This window comes from Pseudoclavibacter sp. Marseille-Q434 (assembly GCF_050315415.1).
GTDB lineage: Bacteria > Actinomycetota > Actinomycetes > Actinomycetales > Microbacteriaceae > Pseudoclavibacter.
This window is the reverse complement of record NZ_JBNPQH010000002.1, coordinates 1077332-1102659: the sequence shown is the minus strand read 5'-3', so window position 1 is coordinate 1102659 and position 25328 is coordinate 1077332. Positions and strand designations below refer to the sequence as shown.

At 69.6% G+C, this 25328-nt stretch carries 28 protein-coding genes; 9 read left to right on the top strand and 19 right to left on the bottom strand.

Going from position 1 to position 25328, the window contains the following annotated elements:
• The first annotated feature begins 9 nt into the window (after positions 1-9).
• The gene (locus ACQFZP_RS12165; RefSeq protein ID WP_211891468.1) at positions 10-447 is read left to right on the top strand and encodes a VOC family protein; all 438 of its coding nucleotides are present in this window, start codon (positions 10-12) and stop codon (positions 445-447) included.
• Positions 448-462: 15 nt separating this feature from the next.
• Here the strand turns inward: ACQFZP_RS12165 and ACQFZP_RS12160 are convergent, their stop codons facing one another.
• From ACQFZP_RS12160 to ACQFZP_RS12150, 3 genes are all read right to left on the bottom strand, one after another.
• Positions 463-1074 (bottom strand): hypothetical protein, encoded by a 612-nt coding sequence (locus ACQFZP_RS12160; RefSeq protein ID WP_211891467.1) that lies wholly within the window; start codon positions 1072-1074, stop codon positions 463-465.
• 47 nt (positions 1075-1121) lie between these two features.
• A complete protein-coding gene (locus ACQFZP_RS12155; RefSeq protein ID WP_211891466.1) occupies positions 1122-1973 on the bottom strand; it encodes an SDR family oxidoreductase in 852 nt (283 codons plus the stop codon).
• 103 nt (positions 1974-2076) lie between these two features.
• Positions 2077-2445, bottom strand: coding sequence for a winged helix-turn-helix transcriptional regulator (locus ACQFZP_RS12150; protein ID WP_211891465.1), 369 nt, complete (start codon positions 2443-2445; stop codon positions 2077-2079).
• A 178-nt stretch (positions 2446-2623) separates the two neighbouring features.
• On the opposite strand from ACQFZP_RS12150, the gene ACQFZP_RS12145 reads away from it, so the two are divergent.
• Entirely contained in the window at positions 2624-3268 is a 645-nt protein-coding gene (locus ACQFZP_RS12145; RefSeq protein ID WP_211891464.1) for an NAD(P)-dependent oxidoreductase, read from the top strand.
• A 151-nt stretch (positions 3269-3419) separates the two neighbouring features.
• Here the strand turns inward: ACQFZP_RS12145 and ACQFZP_RS12140 are convergent, their stop codons facing one another.
• The 3 genes from ACQFZP_RS12140 to ACQFZP_RS12130 all read right to left on the bottom strand — a co-directional run bounded on the left by ACQFZP_RS12140 (position 3420) and on the right by ACQFZP_RS12130 (position 6307).
• Entirely contained in the window at positions 3420-3980 is a 561-nt protein-coding gene (locus tag ACQFZP_RS12140; protein ID WP_211891463.1) for a hypothetical protein, read from the bottom strand.
• A gap of 41 nt (positions 3981-4021) precedes the next feature.
• Positions 4022-4684, bottom strand: coding sequence for a GAP family protein (locus tag ACQFZP_RS12135; RefSeq protein ID WP_211891462.1), 663 nt, complete (start codon positions 4682-4684; stop codon positions 4022-4024).
• 291 nt (positions 4685-4975) lie between these two features.
• The gene (locus ACQFZP_RS12130; RefSeq protein WP_211891461.1) at positions 4976-6307 is read right to left on the bottom strand and encodes an aspartate aminotransferase family protein; all 1332 of its coding nucleotides are present in this window, start codon (positions 6305-6307) and stop codon (positions 4976-4978) included.
• Positions 6308-6542: 235 nt separating this feature from the next.
• On the opposite strand from ACQFZP_RS12130, the gene ACQFZP_RS12125 reads away from it, so the two are divergent.
• The 3 genes from ACQFZP_RS12125 (at position 6543) to ACQFZP_RS12115 (ending at position 9388) form a co-directional block, all read left to right on the top strand.
• Entirely contained in the window at positions 6543-7592 is a 1050-nt protein-coding gene (locus tag ACQFZP_RS12125; protein WP_179555729.1) for a phosphotransferase enzyme family protein, read from the top strand.
• Between the two features lie 82 nt (positions 7593-7674).
• Positions 7675-8928 (top strand): ammonium transporter, encoded by a 1254-nt coding sequence (locus ACQFZP_RS12120; protein ID WP_151424981.1) that lies wholly within the window; start codon positions 7675-7677, stop codon positions 8926-8928.
• A 121-nt stretch (positions 8929-9049) separates the two neighbouring features.
• Positions 9050-9388: a P-II family nitrogen regulator gene (locus ACQFZP_RS12115; RefSeq protein WP_104254769.1), complete on the top strand. Its 339-nt coding sequence runs from the start codon at positions 9050-9052 to the stop codon at positions 9386-9388.
• 104 nt (positions 9389-9492) lie between these two features.
• Here ACQFZP_RS12115 and ACQFZP_RS12110 read toward each other — a convergent pair whose 3' ends face one another.
• Positions 9493-10038, bottom strand: a complete 546-nt coding sequence (locus ACQFZP_RS12110) for a CGNR zinc finger domain-containing protein (RefSeq protein WP_211891460.1) — start codon at positions 10036-10038, stop codon at positions 9493-9495.
• A 38-nt stretch (positions 10039-10076) separates the two neighbouring features.
• On the opposite strand from ACQFZP_RS12110, the gene ACQFZP_RS12105 reads away from it, so the two are divergent.
• Positions 10077-11090 (top strand): EamA family transporter, encoded by a 1014-nt coding sequence (locus ACQFZP_RS12105; RefSeq protein WP_211891459.1) that lies wholly within the window; start codon positions 10077-10079, stop codon positions 11088-11090.
• Between the two features lie 148 nt (positions 11091-11238).
• Here the strand turns inward: ACQFZP_RS12105 and ACQFZP_RS12100 are convergent, their stop codons facing one another.
• The 3 genes from ACQFZP_RS12100 to ACQFZP_RS12090 form a co-directional block, all read right to left on the bottom strand.
• On the bottom strand, positions 11239-11844 hold the full coding sequence (locus ACQFZP_RS12100; RefSeq protein WP_307852825.1) for a 2'-5' RNA ligase family protein: 606 nt from the start codon (positions 11842-11844) through the stop codon (positions 11239-11241).
• 145 nt (positions 11845-11989) lie between these two features.
• Positions 11990-12883, bottom strand: a complete 894-nt coding sequence (locus tag ACQFZP_RS12095) for a dihydrodipicolinate synthase family protein (protein WP_249312301.1) — start codon at positions 12881-12883, stop codon at positions 11990-11992.
• The gene (locus ACQFZP_RS12090; RefSeq protein ID WP_104310137.1) at positions 12876-13574 is read right to left on the bottom strand and encodes an NUDIX domain-containing protein; all 699 of its coding nucleotides are present in this window, start codon (positions 13572-13574) and stop codon (positions 12876-12878) included. The genes ACQFZP_RS12095 and ACQFZP_RS12090 overlap by 8 nt, the downstream gene beginning before the upstream one ends.
• A gap of 170 nt (positions 13575-13744) precedes the next feature.
• On the opposite strand from ACQFZP_RS12090, the gene ACQFZP_RS12085 reads away from it, so the two are divergent.
• Positions 13745-14326, top strand: a complete 582-nt coding sequence (locus ACQFZP_RS12085) for a nitroreductase family protein (RefSeq protein ID WP_179555724.1) — start codon at positions 13745-13747, stop codon at positions 14324-14326.
• Between the two features lie 124 nt (positions 14327-14450).
• On the top strand, positions 14451-15230 hold the full coding sequence (locus ACQFZP_RS12080) for an isocitrate lyase/PEP mutase family protein (RefSeq protein ID WP_104310135.1): 780 nt from the start codon (positions 14451-14453) through the stop codon (positions 15228-15230).
• Positions 15231-15342: 112 nt separating this feature from the next.
• Here the strand turns inward: ACQFZP_RS12080 and ACQFZP_RS12075 are convergent, their stop codons facing one another.
• From ACQFZP_RS12075 to ACQFZP_RS12035, 9 genes are all read right to left on the bottom strand, one after another.
• Positions 15343-16086 carry a GntR family transcriptional regulator gene (locus ACQFZP_RS12075; protein ID WP_104254775.1) on the bottom strand — a complete coding sequence of 248 codons (744 nt, stop codon included), beginning with the start codon at positions 16084-16086 and terminating at the stop codon, positions 15343-15345.
• Positions 16087-16095: 9 nt separating this feature from the next.
• Positions 16096-17469, bottom strand: a complete 1374-nt coding sequence (locus ACQFZP_RS12070) for an MmgE/PrpD family protein (protein ID WP_211891458.1) — start codon at positions 17467-17469, stop codon at positions 16096-16098.
• Between the two features lies 1 nt (position 17470).
• Positions 17471-18622: a CaiB/BaiF CoA transferase family protein gene (locus tag ACQFZP_RS12065; protein ID WP_211891457.1), complete on the bottom strand. Its 1152-nt coding sequence runs from the start codon at positions 18620-18622 to the stop codon at positions 17471-17473.
• On the bottom strand, positions 18619-19458 hold the full coding sequence (locus ACQFZP_RS12060) for an HpcH/HpaI aldolase/citrate lyase family protein (RefSeq protein ID WP_211891456.1): 840 nt from the start codon (positions 19456-19458) through the stop codon (positions 18619-18621). The genes ACQFZP_RS12065 and ACQFZP_RS12060 overlap by 4 nt, the downstream gene beginning before the upstream one ends.
• A complete protein-coding gene (locus ACQFZP_RS12055; protein WP_104254779.1) occupies positions 19455-19985 on the bottom strand; it encodes a MaoC family dehydratase in 531 nt (176 codons plus the stop codon). The genes ACQFZP_RS12060 and ACQFZP_RS12055 overlap by 4 nt, the downstream gene beginning before the upstream one ends.
• 8 nt (positions 19986-19993) lie before the next feature.
• Complete coding sequence (locus tag ACQFZP_RS12050) at positions 19994-21439, bottom strand: aldehyde dehydrogenase family protein (RefSeq protein ID WP_211891455.1); 1446 nt, start codon at positions 21437-21439, stop codon at positions 19994-19996.
• Positions 21440-21511: 72 nt separating this feature from the next.
• Positions 21512-22642, bottom strand: coding sequence for a zinc-binding dehydrogenase (locus ACQFZP_RS12045; RefSeq protein ID WP_211891454.1), 1131 nt, complete (start codon positions 22640-22642; stop codon positions 21512-21514).
• Positions 22639-23091 carry an FmdB family zinc ribbon protein gene (locus tag ACQFZP_RS12040; protein ID WP_211891453.1) on the bottom strand — a complete coding sequence of 151 codons (453 nt, stop codon included), beginning with the start codon at positions 23089-23091 and terminating at the stop codon, positions 22639-22641. Before ACQFZP_RS12040 ends, ACQFZP_RS12045 begins: the two co-directional genes overlap by 4 nt.
• Entirely contained in the window at positions 23088-23906 is an 819-nt protein-coding gene (locus ACQFZP_RS12035) for an N-acyl homoserine lactonase family protein (protein ID WP_249312300.1), read from the bottom strand. The genes ACQFZP_RS12040 and ACQFZP_RS12035 overlap by 4 nt, the downstream gene beginning before the upstream one ends.
• 216 nt (positions 23907-24122) lie before the next feature.
• Between ACQFZP_RS12035 and ACQFZP_RS12030 the strand changes: the two genes are divergently transcribed.
• Entirely contained in the window at positions 24123-25289 is a 1167-nt protein-coding gene (locus tag ACQFZP_RS12030) for an acyl-CoA dehydrogenase family protein (RefSeq protein ID WP_211891452.1), read from the top strand.
• The last annotated feature ends 39 nt before the right edge of the window (positions 25290-25328 follow it).

Below are 25328 nucleotides of genomic sequence, written 5' to 3'. Positions count from 1 at the left end.
ATGCGGACCATGCCCATCAGACTCGAGAACGTCGGCATCGCCGTCCGCGACATCGAAGCCACCATCGCCTTCTTCACCGACCTCGGGCTCACCGTGCTGGGCCGCGACGAGGTCAGCGGAGACTGGGCCTCCACCGCGGTCGGCCTCGACGGCAACCACGCCAAGATCGCTGTGCTGCAGACGCCGGATGGGCACGGGCAGCTCGAGCTGTTCGAGTACCTCCACCCGGATGCCATCGAGACGGAGCCGACGCTGCCGAACGAGATCGGGATGCACCGCGTCGCGTTCTCCGTCGACGACATCGACGAGTCGCTCGCGATCGCCGCGAAGCACGGCTGCCACCCGCTGCGGGGCGTCGCCAACTACCAGGATGTGTACAAGCTCACGTACCTGCGGGGCCCGAGCGGCATCATCGTGATGCTCGCGCAGGACCTGACGAAGAGCTGACGCGCCGCGCAGGCGCTATGCGCTCGGCTCGAGCGGCACGATCTGCTGGAACGGCGGGATCTTGTCCCCGCTCTGGTCGCCGCCGAAGACCGTGCTCTCGCCGCGGTCGTAGACCAGGTCGAACTGCGTGTAGTCATCGCGCAGCCACGCTCCGACCCAGCCGGTCACCGTCTCACCCGGCTGGACGCTGTTGATCGGCGTGTATCCGGCGGCGGTCATCGCCGGCGCGAGCGTCTCCGGGTTCGTCAGGCCGAGCGAGACGTAGTCGAGGTTGACGTCGCGGTCGGTGATGGAGACCAGCGTCGGCCTCTCCGCGCCGCCGTACTCGTCGCCCGCAGTGAAGCGGACCTTCACGAGCACCGCCTGGAGCCCGTCGGAGACGGACGCGTTCGCCGCGGACTCGAAATCTGTCACCATCGCGAGCGTGGTGACGGACGTTCCCGTGAGCTCGTCCGTGATCGTCTGCTCGGCGATCGGGGTGCTCGGGGGCTCCGCGATCGTCGGCGTCGGGGACGCCGCCTCAGGGGACGAGCCCCCAGAGGTTCCCGTCCCCGTGCAGCCACTGAGTGTGAGCGCCGCGGCGACAAGCGCGGAAACGAGAGCGAGGCGAGCGGCTGCGAACGTCATCGAAAGATTCTCGCACCGAGCACCGCTTCCTGCGTTCCTGACGCCCGCTACTCCTCCGCCAGGTATGCCGCGAACGTCAGCGGCGGCCGGCCGGTGACGCGCTCGACGTCACCGGTCACTCGAGACAGCTCACCGCTCGCGATGGCCGTGTACGTGCTGACCCAGGCGTCGTTCTGCCAGGCGGGCGCACCCCACTTCGCCCGCGACTCGTACGCCTCCTCAAGGCTCTCGTCGTGGAACGTCACCGCCGTGCCCCGAGCGTGCGAGATCGCCGCGGCGATCTCGGTCGCCGTGAGCGCCTCAGGGCCGGTCAGGTCGTAGGTCGCCCCGCGGTGCGCATCCGGTGCGAGCAGCACGCTCGACGCGACCGCGGCCACGTCGGCGCGGCTCACGACCGACACCCGGCCGTCGCCAGCTGGCCCACGCAGTACGCCGTCGTCGCCGACGAACATCGTCATGACGTCCATGTAGAAGTTGTCCCTGAGGAAGGTCCACGTCATCCCGGAGGCCTTGAGGTGCTCTTCCGTCGCGAAGTGGTCGCGAGCGAGCGTGAACGTCGAGTCCGGCGAGGCGCCGAAGAAGGACGTGTAGACGACGTGCTCGACGCCAGCTTCCGCCGCGGCGTCGATGAACGCCTTGTGCTCGTCGAGCCGCGACTCGCTCTCTGCCGCGGACACCATGAACAGCGTCCGGATCCCGCGAAGCGCGGCGGTGGATGCGGTGCGGTCCGCGTAGCTGAACGGCGCGACCACGCACCCGGGCAGCTGCGGGGCCCTCGCCGGAGTGCGGGCGAGGAGGAGCTGAGGGGCTCCCGCGTCGGCGAGCAGCTCGGCGACGACGCCTCCGACCGCTCCCGTGCTGCCGGTCACCGCGATGCGGTCGGTGGATGCTGCGGTCATGGTGAACTCCTCGGACTCGGTGCCGCTGTGGTGGGGTTGTGCTGCGGTGGTGGGGCTTCGTGCGTCGAGCCCGGCACGCGTTCGTCTCGGTTCGGCCGAGCGCTCATCCGCGCGCCGCGTCGTACTCGAGCTGCGCATCTGCGACGCCGGACATGTGCTCGGTCGCCCACTCGGTGAGCACGCGCAGCGGGCCGAGCAGGCTGCGTCCGACATCCGTCAGCTCGTAGTCGACGCGGGGTGGCACCTGCGGGAACACGGTGCGGGTGACGAGGCCGTCGCGCTCGAGCCCGCGGAGCGTCTGGGTGAGCATCTTCTGCGAGACCCCATCGATCGCGGCCTGGATCTCCGAGAAGCGCTTCGGCCCCTCGTGCAGCGTGCCGACGACGAGCACCGTCCACCGGTCGCCGATGCGGTCGAGCAGGCGGCGCGACGGGCAGTCGCGCACGTACGGGTCCCAGAGCGGTTCGGGCATGCCCCACCTTTCGTTGGTAACTGCACGGTACTAAGTCACCGAGAGAGACTCAAGGGCTGCGCCACAGGCACTTTGCGGTAACCGACGCCCCCTAAAGTGCCTTCTTCCCCTCCCCGCAGTCGGTCTCCTACGGTGACTGTCGGCGCCCGACACCGGTCGCCGAGACGAAAGGACCACCATGGCCAAGATCACCATCCTCGGCGGAACCGGATACGCCGGAAGCAACCTCGTCAAGGCGGCGGCGTCCGCGGGCCACGAGGTCACCTCGTTCAGCCGCTCGCGCCCGGACGAAGAGATCGAGGGCGTCGCCTACGTCAGCGCCAGCGTCCTCGAGGACGGCACGCTCGAGCACGCCATCGACGGCGCCGACGTCGTGGTTTCCGCACTCGCGCCTCGCGGCGACCTGGAAGGCCGAACCCGCGGCGTGCTCGCGCAGGCCGCGGCACTCGCCACCGCGAAGGGCGTGCGCTTCGGCGTCGTCGGCGGTGCCGGTTCGCTCTTCGTCGCCGAGGGCGGCCCACGGCTGTTCGACACGGAGGGCTTCCCGGATGCGATCAAGCCGGAGGCCGCCGAGATGGCGGGCGTGCTCGACGACCTCCGCGCATCCGCCCCGGAACTCGACTGGTTCTACGTCAGCCCCGCCGCCGCGTTCGGCGCCTGGGCACCCGGTGAGGCGACGGGCGAGTACCGCATCGGCGGCGACGTGCTCCTCACCGACGCGAACGGCGACTCGAACATCTCCGGCGCCGACTTCGCAACCGCGATCATCGCCGAGATCGAGCACCCCGCCCACCGTGGCGCGCGCTTCGGCGTCGCGTACTGAACCGCGGCACCGGCAGACCTTGGGGTTGCGCATGCTCCTGGCTCAACCACCATGCACAACCCCCAGGTCTACGGGCGGCGCAGCGGGGAGGCGGGAGCGAGCTGGCGCGAGCTACGGGACGATGACGGCGCCGCTGACGACACCCACTATGCTACGCCTCGCTATGTGGCGAGTCAGCGAATTCCGGCTGGGCGAGCACAGCGCGACGGCCCCACCAAGCCCTGACGCCGCTCCTGACGCCCACCCAGACCGCGAGCAGGAGCAAGACCAGCGCGGCGCATCCGCTCGTCGCCCACATGACTGCACTCCAGCCAGTGTGGTCGCCACCGCCGGTGCCGAACGCATCCGCGATATTCATGCCGACACCGAACCACGCCCAGAAGAAAGGAAGCCCACCGAGGAACAGGAGTCCCGCTGCCACGGCAGCGCTCTGGACCCACGTCGCGCCCCGCCTGAAGGAGAGCACAAGACTTCCGAACCCCAGCAGCAGCCCCGGGCCTAAGAGCATGACAACCACCCAGACGTGAATGGTCTCGTTGGAGCGAGCTGCGTGGATGTAGATCTCCTCGAGGGTCATGTCGGGGACCGCTGCGAGAGGGTCGAGCACAAGAACCTGCAGCATCCCGAGGCCCGCGTACCCAGCCACAAGCAGGAACCCGACACCGCCGACCACGATGGCAGCGGCCGACCGCTCCGGCTTCTCGACGCTCATGTGAGTGAGACTACCCATGGCCGCCACGATGCCCACACTGCTCACACGAAGAAGGCGGCGACTGCGACGCAGACGGCCGCGAGCGTGAAGTGCAGCCCGGCCATGGTTCGGCTCGCGCTCACCTCGCCGCTCGTGAGGCGCGTGTACACCGCGCGGAACCGGTCGCGGGGGCGATCCTTGAGCACGATGCCGACCACCAGGACCGCCACGGTCGGCACGGCGTAGATCACGGTGTACCCCGCGAGAGCAGCAACAGCCGCGGCGCTTGGAACCTCGGCGTCGATGAGCCGTTCCACCGCGAAGAACATGGGGAACGCGTTCGGGAGGTCGGCGAGCGTCGCGACGACACCGAGTGGGAACGCGGTGAGGGGATTTACCCAGCGCAGCAGCGGATAGCCGCGGCGCTCGCGCGTGCGGAAGCGTCGAACCCCGAACACGACGAACATGACCCCGAAGCCCACGAAGATGATGCGCCGCATCCACGTCGCCAGATCCTCGACGAGCGTGCCCGCGAAGCTCGCCCCGAAGTACACGAGCATCGTCAGCCCGAAGAACGCGACGACCGCGCCGGCTGCGTAGACCCAACCGGTCGCGGCGGGCCGTTGCACGGTGAGCAGGATGAGGATCACGACGGCGATCGTCGACAGGTTCAGCGAGTCGACGACCGCGAGGCCGATGAGCGCCGCGATGAGACCGCCGCTCACTGCTCGCTTCCCCGCATGCCGTGGACTCTACCGGGCGCGGGCACCCTCAAAGGCCTCTCACCCCTCGCGACGTGGCACCCCGACAGCGCACGCGTGGGCGCCAGCCGTGCGCGGCGCGGCGCGGCCCCCAGGAGGCGCCTCTGATTGCTGCCCGGGCAGTCAGGGTGACGTGGCACACGGATCGATCGCAGATTGCGCAAAGCACACCCCACGTCACCTTGAGTGTCAGCCCGGCGACCCAGAGCGTCCCGATGAGCGCCGCAGACGCGGCACCCCATCGACGCAGTCGCCTCAGCGCGCAGGCACGTCCGCGAGCGCCGCGGCGAGCGCATCCGTGAACCGGTCGATGTCGTGCTCCTGGAACGACAGTGGGGGTCGCACCTTGAGCACGTTGTTGTTCGGCCCGGCGGTCGAGGTGAGCACTCGGTGCTCGCGCAGCGCGTTGACCAGCGCGAGCGCGGTCGCACCGTCCGGGGTCTTCGAGGCGGGGTCGACCACGATCTCGACTCCCGTGAACTGGCCTGCACCGCGCACGTCGCCGATGCGCGAATCCCCCACCGAACGGATCGCGGCGCGCAGCTGATCGCCGACAACTGCCGCGCGCTCTGGCAGACCCTCGTCGCGCAGCACGTCGAGCACCGCCTGCGCGGCCGCGATCGCGACCGGGTTGCCGCCGAAGGTGTTGAAGTACGGGATCCCCGTGGCGAACGGCTCGAGCACCTCTGGCCGCGCGGCCATGCCGGAGACGGGGATGCCGTTGCCCATGGGCTTCCCCATGGTCACGATGTCGGGAACGATGTCGTGCCTCGCGAAGCCCCACATTCGCGGGCCGAGGCGACCGAAGCCGGGCTGCACCTCGTCCGCGATCCAGACGCCACCCGCTTCGTGCACGGCGTCGAACGCGGGCCTGAGGAAGCCAGCCGGGTCGGCGGCGACGCCGTCTGAGGAGAACACCGAGTCGGCGAGGAACGCCGAGAACTTCACCCCGTGCTTGGCCAGGTCGGCGATCGCGGCGCGGATATCGGCAGCGAGCTTCTCCCCGACCAGCTCCGGCGCGGTGCGGTAGGTGTCGGGCCCCGGCACCGTGCGCACCTCGAGGCCGAGCGTCTGGCCGCTGCCGAGCGCGGGCGAGACGGCCGAGGTGAGCCCGGACGTGCCGTGGTACGCCTCGCTCGTGACGATGACGCCGCTGCCACCCGTGTAGGCGGCCGCGACGCGCAGAGCCAGGTCGTTCGCCTCCGAGCCGGTGCACTGGTACATGACCTGGCCGATCTCGGCGGGCATGGTCGAGAGCAGGTCCTCGGTGTAGTCGAGGATCGCCTCGTGCAGGTAGCGCGTGTGCGTGTTGAGCGTGCCGGCCTGCGCAGCCATCGCCTCCACGACCCGCGGATGCGCGTGGCCGAGGCTCGCGACGTTGTTGTACATGTCGAGGTACTCCACGCCGTCGCTGTCGTAGAGGTATGTGCCGCTGCCGCGAACGAGGTGCACGGGGTTCGAGTAGAAGAGCCGGTAGGAGGGCCCGAGCAGCCGCGTTCGCCGCTCGATCATGGCCGAGGTGCCGGCCGCCGTAGAGGACTCCCCCGCCCGGTAGCTGTTGCCGTCCATGATCGTCGATCTGCTCACGTGACGTGTCCTCTCCCGCGGGCGCACTTCGCCCGTTCGGCGCTCCGATCCTGACCGGCGCAGGCAAGCGCACTGTTTCCTCCCGGTAAATCGTGTGTAACGAGTGCCCATCTGGGCCGCATCTTCAGCGAATCAGCACCTAGACATGGAACACCCCGCACTCAGCCGGCACACACCAGAGCCGCCGCGACCCGCGCATCCGCTGCCCGGATCGCCCCAGCCCGAGGAGACGACCATGATCGAGGCAACGCTCAAGCAACCCGTCTCGGGGCTGCGCGTCTTCGACGCCCTCGTCAAGGGTGAGCCCGCGCCCAGCTGGCTGCACGACGGGATGCTCGCCGCGTTCGGGATCCCACCGGAGGCCTCGACGAAGCTCATCTCCGTCTCCGAGAACGCGTCGTACCTCGTCGAGCTCGGCGGCCAGCCCGTCGGCGTCGTCCGCCTCCAGCAGCCCGGCTACCAGGAGGGCGACGAGCAGCTCCGCTCGGAGATGCTCTGGGTCGAGGCCATCCGCGACTCCGGATGTGCGGACGTCCCGTCCCCGATTCCCGGGGCGGACGGGCAGGTGACGCAGCGCATCCAGTCGCCGGACGGGCTGACGCTGAAAGCCGTCTACTTCGAGCACGTGACGGGGTCGATCCTGCAGGACGTCGACGACGCCGCCCCGTGGTTCACGGAGCTCGGGCAGATCACGGCACGCCTGCACGACCACGCCCGCAGCTGGCGGCGGCCCGCCGGCTTCGACCGCTTCACCTGGGGCCTCCCCGACCTGCTCGGGTCCACCGCACGGTGGGGCGACTGGCGACGCGCCTCGCTGACGCCGGCGCAGCTCGACCACCTCGAGCGCGCCGAGATGGCGGCGCTCATGCGCGTGCAATCCGCGCCAGCCGGCTGGCAGGACTGGGGGCTCGTGCACTCAGACCTCCGCCCGACCAACGTGATCCGCGACGGCGAGCGCCTCATCGTCATCGACTTCGACGACTCGGGCTTCAGCTGGTTCCTCTACGACTTCGCGTCTGCCCTCACCTTCCAGGAGCACAAGCCTGAAGTGCGCACCATGGCGCGCAACTGGATCGACGGATATCGATCCGAGGGGCAGCTCACCAGGGCGCAGCTCGAGCTCGGCTGCGCACTCTCGATGGTGCGCACCCTCACGATGCTCGGCTGGAGCACCACGCACCGCGACGAAGCCCTCCCGCCGGACCTGCAGGGCGGAGGCGTCATCGACGCTGCCATCCTCGCCGCCGACAACTTCCTCGCCTCGCCCACCTGGCTCGTCGACTGACTTCGGGGCGACCACACCCCGACTGCTCCACCCGTGCACCCCGCACGGCCCTCTCCCATGACCCCAACCCAAGGAGCCATGTATGCCCGCTGCCGATCTCGCCTGGATGCTCGCCGCATTCGGTCTCGTCCTCCTGATGTTCCCCGGAATCTCGTTCTTCTACGGAGGAATGCTCAACAGCAAGAACATGCTCAACATGGCCATGATGGTCTTCGGATCCATGGCCGTGGTCGCCGTCATCTACGTGCTCTTCGTGCACGGCATGGTGCTCGGCAACTCGGTTGGCGGTGCCGGAATCATCGGCGACCCGCTCGCGTTCGTCGGCATGGAGTCGTTCATGACCGACGCGTCCGAGGGCGACATCATCTCCGTCGACGCGTACTGGGGCGCCTTCTACATCCTGTTCGCCGCCATCAGCATCGCGATCGTCGCGTCAGGCGCCGCCGGCCGCATGAAGTACTGGGCGTGGCTGATCTTCGCCGCGCTCTGGACGATCCTCGTCTACGCGCCCCTCGCCCACTGGGTGTTCGCGTTCACGAGCGATGACGGCGAGACGGTCGGCGGGTGGATGCGCAACGTCCTCGGCCTGCACGACTACGCCGGCGGCACGGCCGTGCACATGAACGCAGGCGCTTCCGCCGTCGCCCTCGCGATGGTGCTCGGCCGCCGCAAGAACACGGAGCTGCGACCCCACAACATGCCGCTGGTGCTGCTCGGCGCGGGCCTCCTGTTCTTCGGCTGGATCGGCTTCAACGGCGGCACGGCCGCTGGCGCGAACTTCCTCGCCGGCTACGTCGTGCTCACCACCACCCTCTCCGCGCTGACCGGCGCCTTGGGCTACCTGCTCATCGAGCGCATCCGCGACAAGCACGCCACAACGCTCGGCATGGCGACCGGCATGATCTCGGGCCTCGTCGGCATCACACCCGCAGCGGATGCGGTCACGCCGGTCGGAGCCCTCGCGCTCGGCTTCATCACCGGCGCCGTCGTCGCGCTCTGCATCGGCTGGAAGAACCGCGCGAAGGTCGACGACGCGCTCGATGCGTTCTCCGTGCACGGCATCGGCGGCATCGTCGGAGCCCTGTTCGTCGTGTTCCTCGGCGCAGCCGCGGCACCGGCCGGCATCGCCGGCGTCTTCTTCGGCGGCGACCCGAGCCTCCTCTGGCGCGAGCTGATCGCCATCGTCGTGACCTGCGTGTACGCGTTCGTCGTGACCTACCTCATCGCGTGGGTCATGAACAAGATCGTGCCCATCCGCGTGCCGGACGACGTGGAAGCGGTCGGCCTCGACCGGGGCATCCACGCCGAGCGCGCGTACGAGATGGAGACTCGCTGACCATGATGGGTGCATCCGCCCGACCGCAGTTCGCCCCGCGCGACCAGAACACGCAGACACCCCGCGTCCCGAACGACCAGAACACGCAGACAACGCCCGCACAGAAGAGGAGCGCCCGCCGATGAAGCTCGTGACCGCAGTGATCCAGCCGACCAAGGTCGACGACGTGAAGGACGCCCTCGAGGCGGCAGGCTTCACGGGCCTCACCATCACGGAGGTGGAGGGGCACGGCCACCAGAAGGGCCTCACCGAGTACTACCGGGGCCAGGCCGTGAAGGTCTCGTTCCGCGCCAAGACGCGCGTTGAGGTGCTCGTCGCCGATGAGACCCTCGACAAGGCGCTCGAGGTCGTCGTCGAGGCGGCCCGCACCGGCAACGTCGGCGACGGCAAGGTGTGGGTGACGGATGTGAGCCACGTCATCCGCGTCCGCACCGGTGAGTCCGGGCCCGCGGCCGTGTAGCGCCCCGGCCTGCTCCCCCAAGAGCGTTGTGGCCCGTTGTTGTTCCCGGCACTGGGAGCAGCAACGGGCCACAACTTCGTGCCTCGGCGTTGGTCCCCGGAGCCTCAGGCGTGCGGATGCTCGCGGCGGCGGGCGCGGTAGGCCGCGACGGCCGTGCGGTTCGCGCAGCGCGTCGAGCAGAAGCGCTTCGTGCGGTTGCGGGTGAGGTCGACGACGATGCCGTCGCAGCCGTCGGCGCTGCAGATGCCGAGGCGCGACATCTCGTCGGCGCGGATGAGGTCGACGACCGCGAGCGCCGTCTCGACCGAGACGCGCTCGTCGAAGGGACGGTCGGCGCCGATGGCGTGCAGGTGCCAGTCGTGCGTGTCGTGGCGGACGAGCTGCGGGGTGGCGTCGTACTCGACGAGCGTCTGGTTGACGAGGGCCGCGGCCGAGTCCCGGTCGGCGGTGAGCAGCTCCCGCAGGCGAGGTCGGATCGCGCGGACGCGCTCGAACTCGGCGTCGTCCCCGTCGAAGCGGCCCGTGTAGCCGAGGTCGCGGAAGAAGTCCGCGAGCTCGTCCCGGGTGCGGAGCGTGCGGGGCTCGACGTCGCTGTTGACGATCGCCGCGGCTGCAGCGAGCGCCTCCTCCGTGTCATTGGTGAAAAGCACCTTTGCAGATTACCAAACGAGAGCTAGTGTCATGTTCTATGAAGACAAACGCCAATGACTCGACGACCGCAGCCGCCGCGGCGAGCACGCCAGCGCCGAACACGGCACCGCTTGCGCGCCTCGCGCCTGCGGCCAACTCTCGCCTCGCATCCGGCCTCGTCTTCGCCCTGATCTCGGCGGGCGCCTTCGCCCTGTCGGGCCCCTTCGCTCGCGGACTCCTCGACGCCGGCTGGACACCCGGTGCCGCCGTCACGGCACGCGTCTCCCTCGCCGCACTCGCGCTGGCCCCCGTGGCGCTCCTGGTGCTGCGCGGCCGCTGGCACCTTCTCGCCGACCGCGGCAACCTGATTCGCCTCGGCGTCTACGGAGCCATCGCCGTCGCCGGCACGCAGCTCGCCTACTTCACGGCCGTCGCGACCCTGCAGGTCGGCGTCGCCCTGCTCATCGAGTACACGGCACCGGCCATCGTCGTGCTGTGGATGTGGCTGCGGCACCGCCAGCGCCCCCACGCCCTCACGCTCATCGGCGCGGGCATCGCGGCCGGCGGACTGCTGCTCGTGCTGCAGATCTTCGGTGGCGTCCAGCTCGATCTGGTCGGCGTGCTCTGGGCACTCGGCGCGATGCTCGGCGTCGCCTTCTACTTCGTCATGTCGGCCGACACCGACACCGAGCTCCCAGCGACCGTGCTCGCGGGTGGAGGACTGCTTGTCGGAGCCATCGTGCTCGGACTCGCCGGGCTGGTCGGCGTGCTGCCGATGACCGTGACGGATGCGCCGGTCCAGCTCGGCGGGGCGTCCATGCCATGGTGGGCCGCGGTCCTCATGCTCGGGCTCGTGACTGCGGCGGGGGCCTACGTCACCGGCATCGCGGCCGCGCGCCGCCTCGGTCCGCGACTGACCTCGTTTGTCGGGCTCTCCGAGGTCGTCGGCGCCGTGCTGTTCGCGTGGCTGCTGCTCGGCGAGCTCCCCAACCCGGTGCAGCTGGCCGGCGGCGCGCTGATCCTCGTCGGCGTGGTCGTCGTCCGGCTCGGCGAAGCTCGCATCACCCGCTGACCTGCACGATTCGTTCGGCTCGCTCGGCCCGCTCGGCTCGCGACGGCGGGTCAGCCGCGGGCGGCGGGCGCTCTGACCAACATCAGTGTGATATCGCTCGAAAACCGGCGCAAACCGGCCGCGCGGGCCGATTCTGCACTCATGTTGGTCAGGTGAGCTGGTGCGCGGTGCCGACGCGCGCGTCCCAGAGCCGCAGCTCGGTGGCCTGCGCCTCGATCGGCCCCAGCTCGAGCGCCGAGAGTGCGCGATCCAGGTCGGTCAGCTTCAGGCGTCGGGCAAGGGTGACGTGCGGCGTCCAGCTTCCCGGCGTCGTGTGCGGCAGATCCGAGGCGGCCGAGACCGCTCCGGAGAGCGCGTGCACCTCGGCGTGGAGCTCAAGCAAGCCGCTCGTCGGCAGCACGGTCCGGGCGAGCACCGCGCGGTCGCCGTGCCGGAACAGCAGGGGCGCACCCAACGTCACCGCCAGGGGAAGGCGACCGGATGCTCGGCGCACTTCGGCAGACACGAGCGGAGGATGCACCGTCGCAGCATCGGGTTCGGACTCAGCGACGGCGCCAGCACCAGTGTTCAGCCCTCCAGCGTCGACCGGGGCGACGCCGCCGCGCACCAGCAGCGACAGATGCGGACGGTTGCTGGCACTCGTGTGGGCGCCCATGCTGGACACGCCGAGCTCCTGCAGCACGCGCCACTCGTCCCGGATACGGGCCTCGGTCACGGGGTCGAAGAGCAGCTCGAGGCTGACGATCTCACTCACGCGTCACCCGCCGATCCGGAGATCCAACAGCCAGGCAACCCCCTGATCCAGTGATCCAGTGATCCACTCATCCAACAGACCACCGACCCGCGAACCCACTGCCGGGTCGCCGCCTGCCGGGTCGCCACCCGCCGACCGCCCCACCTCAGATCGCGCGGAGCGCCGCCGCGACCGCGCGCTGGCCCGATGCATCCAGCTCGTGCACGGGCCTCGGCAGGTTGACGGTTGGCACGAGTTCGAGCTGGGCGGCGATGGCGGATGCGACGCGGTAGCTGCCGTGGGCGCGGAACAGCTCCCAGAGCGGGTCGAGTCGCGCCGAGAGGCTGAGCGCGAGCTCCGCCTCGCCCCCGAGCGCGGCCCGGGTGATGGCGAGGCACTCGGTGGGGAGAACGCCGGCGAGCACCGAGTACCAGACGTCGCATCCGCCGAGCAGGCCGGCCGCGGCGTAGGGGTCGCCGCTGATGCCGACGGAGATGGGCCGGCCGACCGCGTCGCGGAGCGCGGTGACTCGCGAGCTCACCTGTGCCACGTCCAGCGATGCTGGCGGGATCTTGATCGACCGTACGAGGTCGAGGCCGGCGATGCGCGCGTGCAGGGCGTCGCTCACGACGATCCCCGTGGTGGTGGGGTTGTCGTAGACGATGATCGGCAGGCTCGAGGTGGCGGCGACGTCTTCGTAGAGCCCGTAGACCTCGTCCTCGGTGAGCGGCTGGTAGGACACCGGGGCGAGGAGGACGGCCGCGGCGCCGGCATCTTCTGCCGAGCGGAGGTTCTCGAGCACATCGCGGGTCCGGAGCGCGCCGATGCCGACGATGACGGGCACGGGCCCGGCGTGCTGCACGGTGAGCTTCGCGACGGATGCCCGCTCGGCGACGTCGAGGTACGCGTAGCTGCCGGTCGAGCCAAGCGCGCTGATGGAGTCGACCCCGGCCGCCTGCATCCGCTCGACGAGCCCGGCGTAGCGGGCCGCGTCGACGCCTGTTGATGTGATGGGTGTGAGGGGGAAGGCGCTGAGGCCCTCGAACAACGGGTCAGACATGGGTTCCTCCTCGCGAGGCGGGCCAGGGCAGGTTCAAGGCCGCCCACTGCAGCAGCAGCACGGTCTTCGCGTCTTGGATCTCGCCGCTCGCGATCATCCGCAGCGCCTCGTCGAAGTCGAGGGCGACCGATTCGATCTCCTCGCCCTCCTCTTCGACGCCGCCACCGCCGGTGACTGACGCGTCGGCCGACCAGGGGGCTGCGAAGAAGTGGATGCTCTCGGTCACCGACCCTGGGCTCATGAACAGCTCGAAGACCGGGGTGACCTGGCCGACGACGACGCCGAGCTCCTCCTCGGCTTCGCGGCGGATCGCGTCCTCCGGGGAGTCGCCATCGAGGAGGCCGGCGGCGGTCTCGAGGAGCATGCCGTCTTCGTGTCCGTTGACGTAGACGGGGTAGCGGAACTGGCGGCCGAGGAGCACTTTGCGTGCGTCGAGGTCGTAGAGCAGGATCGTGGCGCCGTTGCCGCGGTCGTAGGTCTCGCGCTGCTGCGTCGCCCATTCGCCGTCGCGTCCGCGGTACCTGAACGTCGTGCGCCGCAGCACGTGCCAGCCGTCGGACGTGACCTCGACGTTCTCGACCTCGACGTTGGGGTTGCGGGTCAGGTCACGTCCGACGCGATCGAGGCCCGTGCGACCGCGGCTGTCGGGCACATCGACGCCGAGATGCCCGTGGGTGTGTGGATGCGACATGCCCCAAAGATACGCACGGGCTTGGGCGGGCGCATCTGGAAATACGCCGTAACCCTGATCGCCCCGCACAGCTCGGGGGAATAGCTTGCAGCTACAACTGGTTGTTGCCGTACGGGTGGCCACGGCCATCTCCCCCGCAGACCCGCGCATCGCGCCAAGAACGGAGTCACATGACCGAGCAGCTGACCGTCCGCAACGAGACTTCCGTCCCGATCCTCGACGCCCTCTCCGACCGTTGGAGCCCGCGCGGTTTCGACGCGAACCATGAGATCTCCGATGAGGACCTCACGGCGATCTTCGAAGCCGGGCGGTGGGCGCCCTCGGCGAGCAACACGCAGCCGACGACCCTCGTCGCTGGGGCCCGCGGCACGGCGACGTTCGACAAGATCTACGGCGCCCTCATGGACTTCAACCTCGCCTGGGCAGACCGTGCCTCGCTCCTCATCGCCGTCACCGTCGAGCATGAGCGCGACGGGAAGGCGCTGCGCTGGGCCGAGTACGACGCGGGCGCAGTTGCAGCGCACCTCTCGATCGAGGCGCAGTCGCGTGGCCTCCACACGCACCAGATGGGCGGCTTCCACGTGGATGCGCTCGCCGAGGCGCTCGAACTGCCCGCCGGTCGGACCCCGATCACGGTCATCGCCGTCGGCCAGCACGACGACTCGGACGCCGTGAACGAGAAGATCCGCGCCCGCGACACGTCGCCGCGCTCACGACGCGAGCTCAGCGACTTCGCTTCGATCGAGCGCTGAGCCGCGGCCCGACGAGGCTCACCGCCCGGCATCAGCCGGGTGCCGTAAGAACAGTGACCGTGGCCGCACGGCCATATCGCTCGGGTCGCCCCGGCCCGCATCACCAGAAGCAGAGGACAGCACGATGACGGATGTCAGCACAGCAGACCGCGCCAATCGCTTGGCAGAACTTCACCAGGCCCGGGAGATCCTCCGAGTCGTGAACGTGTGGGACGCGATCAGCGCCCAGACCGTCGCGGCCCTTCCCGAGACGAAGGCCATCGCGACCGCGGGCCACTCCATCGCCGCCTCCTACGGCTACGCCGACGGCACCATGCCCCTCGACGTCGCCCTCGCGGGCGCCAAGGTCATCGTCGACGCCGTCGACCTGCCCGTCACGGCCGACCTCGACGACGGCTTCGAGGACCCGGCCGAGACCATCCGCCGCGCCATCGGGCTCGGCATCGTGGGCGCCAACGTCGAGGACCGCCTGCGTCCGTTCGACGAGTCGGTCGCCCGCGTCGCCGCCATCATCCGCGCAGCCGAGGGCGAGGGCGTCAACTTCCAGCTGAACGCGCGCACCGACGCCATCGTGCGCGGCGGCGAGCGCCCCATCTCCGAGAGCATCGACGACGCGATCGCCCGCGGTCGCGCGTTCCTCGACGCTGGCGCATCCCTCGTCTTCGTGCCGGGCGCCGTCAACCGTGAGACGGTCGAGCCGCTCGTCGAGGGTCTCGGCGTCGGCAAGCTGTCCGTCATCGGACTCCCCGGCGCGCTGACGGCGGCAGAGTTCCAGGAGCTCGGCGTCGCCCGCGTCTCCTACGGCCCGCTCACGCAGCGCGTCGCACTGCGCGCGCTTCGCGACCTCGCCACCGACCTGTACGGCACGGGCGTCATCCCGGAGGACACGCCCGCGCTCAACTAGTCGCGACGCCCCATTCCGGGGCCGACCGAGAGCGGCCTTGTGGCCGTCAGAGCTGAGTTCTGACGACCACAAGGCCGCTCTCTGCGTCCGCGGCGAAGCGCGGCGGGTGGGATCAGGCGTCGGTCCGTGCTTGTGCGGAGGCAGCAGAACCGGAGGCGTCGGAGACGGACGCGGCAGCCGTCGCCGACCGGAAGTGGGCGGCGAGCAGTTCGCCGGAGTGGATGATGTGCTCGCTCGCGGCGTGCCTCGCCGCCTCCGCGTCCCTGGCCTTGATGGCGTCGATGATCTGCGTGTGGTCCGCGCGGGTGGCTTCAGGCCAGCCCTCGATCTGCGCGTAGAAGTTGCGGGGCACGTACTTGGAGAAGAGGGCGACGAGCCAGCGCAGGCGTGGCGCGTCCACGATGTGGTTGAGCAGGTGGTGAAACTCGTTGTTGCGCGCTTCGAGCGCTTCCACGTCCCCCCGCACAGCTGCGGCGAGCAGCTCGTAGTGGAGCGCCTCGAGCACGCGCAGCTGCTCGTCGGAGATCGAGCGCGCGGCGCGGGCGGCGAGCTCTCCCGCGACGTTCGCGTGCACGAGGAAGACGTCCTCGATGTCGGCCGCGGTGATGGGGTGCACGCGGAACCCCTGGCCTCGCACGCCGTCGACGAATCCCTCTACACGGAGCGACTGCAGCGCCTCGCGAACGGGGGTCGCCGACACCTTCAGTCGCTGCGCGATCTCGTCGATCTGCAGGGACTCCCCTGGCAGGAGCACGCCTGAGATGATGCGCTCCCTGAGGTACTCGGCCGCGAACGAGCGCATGCTGCCGTAGCGACGGGCTGCGTCTTCGAGGCGTTCGTCGGGTGGGAGCGGCACGGGGCCATCCTACTGAGGGGTCGATTCGGGCCGCGGCATGGCTTCGACGAGTGCGGCGACGGATGCGCTGCGGTCGTGTTCGACGAGCGTCCAGAGCTGGTTCGCGCATGTCTCGCCGACGAGGCCCCGCGCCTTGGCGTGGAGGTCCTGGCGGGATGCGCGGGCCCCGGGTGAGCCGCGGTAGGCCTTCGTCGAGGCTTCGTGGACCGTGCCGTCGGTGAACGTGACCCGCACCTCGGCGGTCCAGTCTGCCGGGAACGCGGCTTCCACTGCGGGCGAGGTGACGCAGCGTACTCTGCGCATGAGCGGGAGCAGCTCACCCGTGAGCTCGGCGGCCCGGTCGAACTGGTCGACGGTCGCGGTTCCCGTGGTGAGCGCGAGCGCGGCACCGAAGGGCATGTTGAACTGCGCATCCACTGCCGACTCGACGCGGAGCTTGGCCTCGGCCGGCACGCTGACGAGGCGCGCGCCTGCCTCGATCACGGCGACCTCGACGTCGTCGATGTCGGCGGGCGTGAGGTCTGGTCGCTGGGCTGCGACGTCGAGGAGCAGGTCGATGTTGCCGTGCATGTAACGGCAGCACGGGTAGAGCTTGATGCTCGTGCGCCACGCGTAGTCGCCCGGCGTGATGGGGCGCACTCGGTCGGCGTGGAACCCCTCGCCGTAGTTGGCAAGGAATCCGTCGCGGCCCTCGAGCGCTGCGGCTGGTGCGACGAAGCCGACGGCCGCGAGTCGGGTCGCGCGGATGCCGACGGCGGCGGCGTGCCCGGCGTTGAGGCGTTTCGTCCAGGCGCCGTCGGAGAGGAACTCGAGCGAGCCGGCCGCGAGGTTCGCGGCGAGCCCGATGGCGTCGACCGTCTGCGATTCGTCGAACTCGAGGAGCCGGGAGAGGGCGGCGGCGGCTCCGATCGCGCCCGCCACCCCCGTGGGGTGGAATCCCCGGCCGTAGCTCTCTGCGGCGCCGAGGACGACTCCGACGTCGCACATCACGTCGTAGCCGACGACCGCGGCGTCGAGGAGGGCGCCGTAGCTCGCCCCGCGTTCCTCGGCGACGGCGAAGAGCGCCGGGAACAGCACCACGGCGGGGTGCAGGGATGCCTCCTCGAAGGTGTCGTCGAGCTCGAGCCCGTGTGCGGTGATGCCGTTGACGAGTGCCGCATCCTCCGCCGAGAGGCGGAGGATGCTTCCGAGGACGGATGATGGCGAAGACTGGGAGGCGTGCCCGCCGCACGCGGCGCGGGCCGCTCGGGCGGACTCGCGGTTGAAGCCGCCGAGCGTGACGGCGAGGGAGTCGAACAGGAGCGCGCGCATCCACGCGGATCGCTCCTCGTCGAGGTCGACGGGGCGCAGTGCGTGCTGCGCGTAGTCGCGGGCGAGTGACATGTCAGTTCCGTTCGTCGGGGGCGGTGAACTCCCGCCGCACTCGGTCGGTGTGCTCGCCCGTATCCGGCACGGGCTTCATGGCGGGGCGGTAGGAGTCGGCGGTGACGGGGGGAAGAAGCGATCTGGCTGGGCCCCCAGGGGTCTCGACGTCGACCCACCTGCTGCGTTCTGCGAGCTGTGGGTGCGCGGAGAACTCCGACATGGTCCTCATCCGGGCGTTCGCGATGGCGAGGGAGTCGAGCCGCCGGATGACTTCCTCGCTCGGGGTGTCGGCGAGCGCTGCGCCAATGAGGCCGTTCAGCGCGTCGCGGTTCGCGACCCGGTGCTCGTTGAGGCTGAACCTGGAATCGTCGGCGAGCCCGGCGTCTCCCAGGACGTCGCGGCAGAAGCCGGCGAACTCGGTCTCGTTCTGGATACCGATGAACACGGTCCCGTCGCAGGCCTCGAACGGCCCGTATGGGGCGATGGTGGCGTGGGACGCGCCGTGGCGCTGGGGCGGGGTGCCGCCGTATTCGGCGAACAGGTACGGCTGCTGCATCCATTCGCCGAGCGCTTCGAGCATGGAGACCTCGATGCGGTCGCCAACGCCGGTGCGTCCGCGCTGGATGAGGGCGGCGAGCACGCCGGAGTACACGTACATGCCCGCTGCGATGTCGGCGACGGAGGCTCCGACCTTCGACGGCTGCTCTGGGGTGCCGGTGACGGAGAGGAGTCCGACTTCGCATTGCACGAGGAGGTCGTAGGCCTTCTTGCGCGTGTAGCTGCCACCGGTGCCGTAGCCGGAGATCTCGGCGTAGATGAGTCGGGGGTTGCCTGCCGAGAGGGCGCCGTAGCCGAGGCCGAGGCGGTCGAGCGCGCCGGGCGCGAGGTTCTGCACGACGATGTCGGCGGTCGCGGCGATGCTGCGGAAGAGCTCGGCGTCGGCGTCGGTCTTCAGGTCGAGCACCACCGATTCCTTGCCGCGGTTGAGCCAGGCGAAGAAGCTCGACGTGCCGTGCACGGTGGAGTCGTAGCGACGAGCGAAGTCGCCGTCTGCGCGCTCGATCTTGATGACGCGGGCGCCGAGGTCGGCGAGCTGCCGTGTCGCGAAGGGGGCCGCGACCGCCTGCTCGACGCTGAGTACGGTGATGCCGTCGAGCGGCCGACCGTTCATGATGCATCCCCGACGGTGGCGAGCATTCGGCGCGCACGTTGGAGGACGGGCGCGTCGACCATGGCCCCGTCAATCTGGGTTGCTGCGGCGCCAGCCTCGATCACTCGTCTGGCCCAGGCGATCTGCTCGTCGGTCGGGCGGAATGCTGCCCCGATGCCGGCCAGCTGGGCGGGGTGAATGGCGAGCATGCCCCCGAATCCGAGCGCGACGGCATGCTCGGCGGCGGCCGCGACGGCGTCGAGGTCGCGGATGTGCGCGCTGGGGGACTCGACGGGCGCTGCCGCTCCTGCGAGACGCGAGGCGAGGACCAGCTCGACGCGCGCCGTGTCCAGCAGGATGGTCGCGTCTCCTCCCGCGTCGACGGCGAAGTCGAGGGCACCGAACGCGAGACGCACGTCGAGGTGGGGTGCGCCGGGGTCGGGGGTGAGCAGCGATCCCGCCGCCCTGAGGCCGCGAACGGTCTCGACGAGCGCGAGCAGCGGCACCGCGCCCGAGGCGTCGCTCACCCGTCTGAGGTAGTCGCGCGATTCGGCCTTCGGCACGGCGACCCCCGCCAGGACACGCTGTGACCGGGTGGAGATATCCTCGAGGAGCGCGAGGTCGGCGCTGCTGTCGGTGGAATCCTCCGGGTTGACCCGCACCAGCACACGACCGGGTGCCGTCGTGGTCAGCAGGTCGCGGACGGCGACTCTCGCCTGCTCCCGGTCGTCGGTGGCGACGGCATCCTCGAGGTCGAGGATCACCAGGTCGGCAGCGGAGTCGAGCGCCTTCCGGAAGCGGTCGGGGCGACTGCCTGGGACGAACAGGAACGTCTGCGCGGCCGCGAGAGCGCTCATGCGTCGACCGCGTCCGGCAGCGACGACTCGTCGGGGCGTGGGGTCGGGGACTCGGGCAGGAAGCCGCGCCGCGAGACCATGAAGGTGCGGCGGAACCTGATGACGACGACCCCGTCCTGGTTGTACCCCTCGGTCGCGACCTCGACGATGCCGACGGACGGCCGCGAGCGCGACTCGCGGAGCGAGAGCACCTTGGAGCGGGACGAGATGGTGTCCCCCACGAACACGGGGTGCGGGAGTCTTACCTCGTCCCAGCCGAGGTTCGCGAAGACGTTCATGGACAGGTCGATCGTCGACTGGCCGGTGACGAGGGCGAGCGTGAAGCAGGAGTTTACGAGGATGCGCCCGAACTCGGTGCCCTCCGTGAGGCGCGCGTCGACGTGCACCTTCGCCACGTTCTGCGTCATGAGGGTCGACGTCATGTTGTCGTCCTCGGTGACGGTCTTGGAGAACGGGTGGTAGTAGAGGTCTCCGGGGGTGAAGTCCTCGAAGACCCGCCCCGTCCACCCTTCTACGATCTGCGTCATGATGCTCCCTACAGTTTGACGATGACGGTCTTGGTCTCTGTGTACGCGTCGAGCGATTCGACGCCCTTCTCCCTGCCATAGCCGGATTTCCTGAAGCCGCCGAACGGGTACTCGACACCGCCGCCCGCTCCGTAGGCGTTGACGTAGACCTGTCCAGCCTCCACGCGAGCGGCGAGGCGGTGCGCCCTGGAGATGTCGCGGGTCCAGATCGCCGCCATGAGCGCGTAGTCCGTGCCGTTCGCGATGCGAACCGCCTCATCCTCGTCGGTGAAGGTCGTGGCGACGAGGACAGGGCCGAAGACCTCCTTCTGCGCGATCTCGGAGGCTGGGTCGACGTCGGCGATGAGGGTCGGGGCGAAGAACGCGCCCGCCCCGTGCCCGTCCGGCACGTGCCCGCCCGTGATGACGCGGCCGTCGGCGCCGTCGACGAGGCCGCGCACCCGGTCCTGCTGCTTGACGGAGACGAGGGGGCCGAGGTCGCGGTCGTCTGCCCCCGGGCCGATCGTCACCCGCTCGAAGGACGTCTTGAGCTTCGCGAGGAGCTCGTTGGCGACGTCTTCGTGGACGATGAGTCGTGAGCCCGCCGAACAGGTCTGACCCGCGTTCTGCAGGATGCCCTTCGTGATGAACGTCGTCGCCTCATCGAGGTCGGCGTCGGCGAACACGACGTGCGGGCTCTTGCCCCCGAGTTCGAGCACTGCGGGGATCACGTTCTGGGCGGCTGCGGTGGCAATCGAGGTGCCCACCGCTGTGGACCCGACGAAGCCGATGTGGTCGATGCCCGGATGCTCGGCGAGGGCGGCGCCGACTTCCACACCGATGCCGGTGACGATGTTGAGCACCCCGGCGGGGATGCCGACCTCGACGGCGAGCTCCGCGATGCGAACCGCGGTGCGTGGCGTCTCGTCGGCGGGTTTGAGCACGACGGTGTTGCCTGTTGCGAGGGCTGGTGCGACAGCCCGGCCGAAGAGCTGCATGGGGTAGTTCCAGGCGATGACGCTGCCGCAGACGCCGAGCGCCTCCCGGCGCGTGTACACGTGGAACGCCGGATCGACGGGCAGGGACAGCCCGTAGTAGGAGTCGATGGCCCTGCCGTAGAAGGTGAAGTACCTGGCCGCGACGGTCGCATCGGTCCTGGCCTGCGTCAGGGGCTTGCCTGTGTCCTGCGATTCGAGCAGCGTGAGCTCCTCGCGGTTCGCGATGATCGCCGCGGCCAACGCCTGCAGGAGGTCTGCGCGCGCCTCCGGCTTGGTGGCGGCCCACCCGGGTTGCGCGGCGCGGGCGGCGGCGACCGCGGCATCCACGTGGGATGCGTCGCATCGTGCGGTGAGGCCGAGCACCTCCCCCGTCGCCGGGTCGATGTTCTCGTAGCTGCGGTCAGCGGCCACGAGCTCGCCGCCGATGTATGCCGTCGTCGTGGCCGTTCCCGGCGCGGTGTGCACTGATTGGGACATGTCTCTCCTGGAGTCTCTGCTGGTGATCGGCGGGATGCGGGTGGTCAGAGTCCGACGCTCGGTCGTCGACGCTCAGTCGTCGATGACGATGCCGGCGCGGGTGACCTCCCGCGCCTCGGCCGCCGCGAGGGCCTCTGGAACCTGGTCGAGGGTGTAGTCGGCGTCCACGAGCGACTCCCAGGGGAACTGCGGCGTCGCCTCGATGAAGCGCACCGCCTTGCCGAGCACCTCGAGCGGGTAGCGGATGGCGGCGCGGATCTGCACGCCGGTCCTGGTGAACAGTCCCGGGTCGAAGTCGGTGAACTTGTTCGGCGAGATGTTGCCGATCTCGACGACGATGCCTCCGGATCTCGCCGAGCGGACGGATTCCGAGAACGCGGATGGCACGCCGGTGAGGTCGATGACGACGTCGCCACCGCCGCCCGTAGCGTCGCGGACGAGCTGCACGCGAGCGGCCCCGTCTGCCTCCTGGGAGAGATCGATCGTGTGGTGCGCGCCGAAGTCCTTGACCTTCTCTAGACGGCTGGGGGTCATCTCTGCCACGAAGACTTCAGCACCGAGTACCGAGGCGACGGCGGAGGCGCAGACGCCGAGCCCTCCTGCGCCGAAGATGACGACCTTGTCGCCGTAGGAGACGTCACCGAGGAGGCAGCCGTAGTAGACCTGCGAGAGGGCGCAGTTGGCGGAGGATGCCGCCTTCGACGAGACGCCGTCCGGCACCTTGTAGACGGCCTGGTTCGGGCCGACCGCGTAGTGCGTGCCGAAGGTGCCGAAGAAGTGCGGGGCCTCGTCGGCCTGTTTCGACCAGCCCGTGTAGGCGTTACGGCAGATGTTGCCGTGCCCGTTGTTGCATTCGGGGCAGCGGCGGCACGCCTGGAAGTAGGTCGCGACCACCCGGTCGCCGACGGCGAGAGGCTCTCCCGCGAAGTCGGTCGTCACGCCGTCGCCGAGGGCGGCGACCCGGCCGACGCCCTCGTGCCCCATGACGCAGCCGGGGCGGACCAGGGGGTGGCTGCCGTGGAGGATGTGCACGTCGGATCCGCACACGTTGGCGCGGATCATGGCGAGCACGAGCCCTCCGGGTACGGGCGAGGGAACTTCGTAGGAGCGGGACGCGGTGCGGTCGACGTCCTCGAGGATCGTCGTCGTGCCCTGCGCCTGCTGCGCTTCGGCCTGGTCGTGCGTTGAACCTGTCGCGGTCATGCTCCGGTACCTCTCCTGGTGGGTGTGCTCGGCGTGGAGGCGTGCGGTTCCTGCGTGAGCGTTGCGGCGGCGGCCGTCGCGGAGGCGACGGATGCGTCGATGTCGTCGCCAGCGCGCAGCGGGCGGCCTTGGAAGATCCCCTCGTGCGCGAGGATCGGGCGGCGGTCCCCGGCGAGCTCCGGGTACTTCGCCTCCAGCTTCTCCCGCTTCTCGATCTTGGACCGCCAGTGGGCGACCGCCTCGGGGCGGCCGCGGTCGATGCCCTGCCAGCTGTGCGGCATCTCGGCGCGGCTGGGTCCCGCGTCTGCGGCGCCGCCGATGCGGACCGCGGAGGGGACCCGGCTCGTCGGCGTGCCGCATCCAGGGCAGACCGGGTTGTCGGCCAGCATCGATTCGATGCCGGCCTCGAACCGGTGCCCCTCCTGGCAGCGGAAGTCGTAGAGGATCATGAGTAGAACCCGTTCGGCGCGAACGTGAGCTCCTTCTTCTGCTCCTCGTCGTGGCCGAAGATCACCTGCGCGTCGGTCTCCTGCGCGATGCGGCGCAGCTTCTCGACCGACTCGAGCCAGGCGAGGTTGTTCCACACGATGGCCGCCCCGACTGCGGGTGGTCCCCAGGAGTCGGCGAGGTACACCGCGTCCGAGGTGAAGATCTTGGTGCCGTCGTTGGGCAGATCGACTTTGAGGGACATGGTCCCCCAGGTGTGGCCGGGCGTCTGGATGACGCTGACGCCTGGCAGGATCTCGTCGTCGCCGGCGATGCCGCCGATGCGGAGGCCCTTGAAGTCGTCGGGGATGTGGGCGCCCTGGTTGTATCCGGTGATGCTGGCGACACCGTCGAGCTCGGCCTGGCTGGTGACGATGCGCGTCTTGCCGTTGTCGAACATCCTGGCGTTGGCGGCGTGGTCGAAGTGCAGGTGGGAGAGCACGAGGATGTCGATGTCGTCCGGGGTGAGCTCGAGCTGCTTGAGGCTCGAGTCGAGGTAGCCGGTGTCGGCTTCCGGATCGTCGATGACGGGGAAGAACTCGTCGAATCCGGTCGGCGCCCAGTGCTCGGCCCAGTTGCGGGGCACGCCCGTGTCCCAGAGGATGCGCCCCTCCGGGTGGTCGATGAGGACCGCGTGCGTCGGCACCTGCCCCCAGGCGCGTTCGTCGTGGCGGTGATCCCGGGTCTTGATGACCCTGCCTGGCTTCAGGAGCAGCCAGGTGAGGTCGGCTTCCATGGTTCCTGACTCCAGGATGTGGAGCTTGATGTCGTTCGTCATGTGCCATCTCCTTTGATTGGCCCAACGGGGGGAGGCGCTCGGGCTCTGCGGGTGACGAGCTTGCGGAGCGCTTCCCGATCACCGTAAGCGAATATATTCACGTGGTCAACGTCTTGTAGCTGGCTATCAGCCTTGCTACGTTTGGCGCACGCTAAAAATATTTGAAGGTCTGTCGCTCAGAAGAGCGGTGTGCCCATCGATCGAAGGAGAGCAGCCGTGACCAGCCTGACTGCCAGCGACGACAGGACCGCCCTGCGCGAACGAACCGAAGCGGTCTGCGAGCGCTTCGGCGATGCCTACTGGCGAGAGACCGACCGCGAGCGCCGCTACCCGCAGGAGTTCGTGGATGCGATGGGAGCCGCGGGCTTGCTGTCGGTCATGATCCCCCGCGGATACGGCGGAGGCGGCTACGGCATCGACGCGGCAACCGGCGTCATGGAGGCCATCAATCGGTCCGGCGGGCACTCCGCCGCCTGCCACGCGCAGATGTATACGATGGCCGCCCTCCTCCGCCACGGCACCGACGCGCAGAAGGACCGCTACCTGCCGGGCATCGCCGACGGCAGCATCCGCCTCCAGGCGTTCTCGATCACCGAGGACGCCGGCTCGGACACGCTCGCCATCACGACGACGGCGACCCGCGTCGGCGACGACTACGTTATCGACGGCCACAAGACCTGGACGAGCCGCTTCGAGGAATCCGACCTCGCCCTCGTGCTCACCCGCACCTCGGAGACGCCAAAGGGCACAACGGACGGCCTGACGCTGTTCCTCCTCGATCTGCGTGAGATCCGCGAACAGCAGCCAGGCGCCCTCGTGGTCACACCGGTCCGCACGATGTTCAACTACGCCACCAACCAGGTCACCTACCGAGGGGTCCGCGTGCCCGGCGACGCCGTCATCGGACGCGTAGGCAACGGATTCCGCCACGTCCTCGACGGTTGGAACGCCGAGCGCATCCTCCTCGCCTCCGAAGCCATCGGCGACGGCTACTGGTTCATCGAGCGGGCCGTCGCCTACGCCAAGTCGCGCCAGGTCTTCGGGCGGCCCATCGGCGCCAACCAGGGCGTGCAGTTCCCCATCGCGGACGCCTACATGAAGGTGCGCGCGGCGGAGCTGATGCGGGACGAGGCGACCGCACGCTTCGACGCGGGCGAGCCCGCAGGCGCTGAGGCCAACATGGCGAAGCTGCTCAGCTCCGAAGCATCCTGGGCGGCCGCCAACATGTGCCTCGACACGCACGGTGGCTACGGGTTCGTCGACGAGTACGACGTCGAACGCAAGTTCCGCGAGACGCGGATGTTCTCCGTCGCCCCTATCAACAACAACCTGGTCCGCAGCTTCGTCGCCACGAAGGTGCTGGGGCTGCCGAAGTCGTACTGAACCGAGCCCGGAACGGGCCCAAGCATCCACCGCATGTCC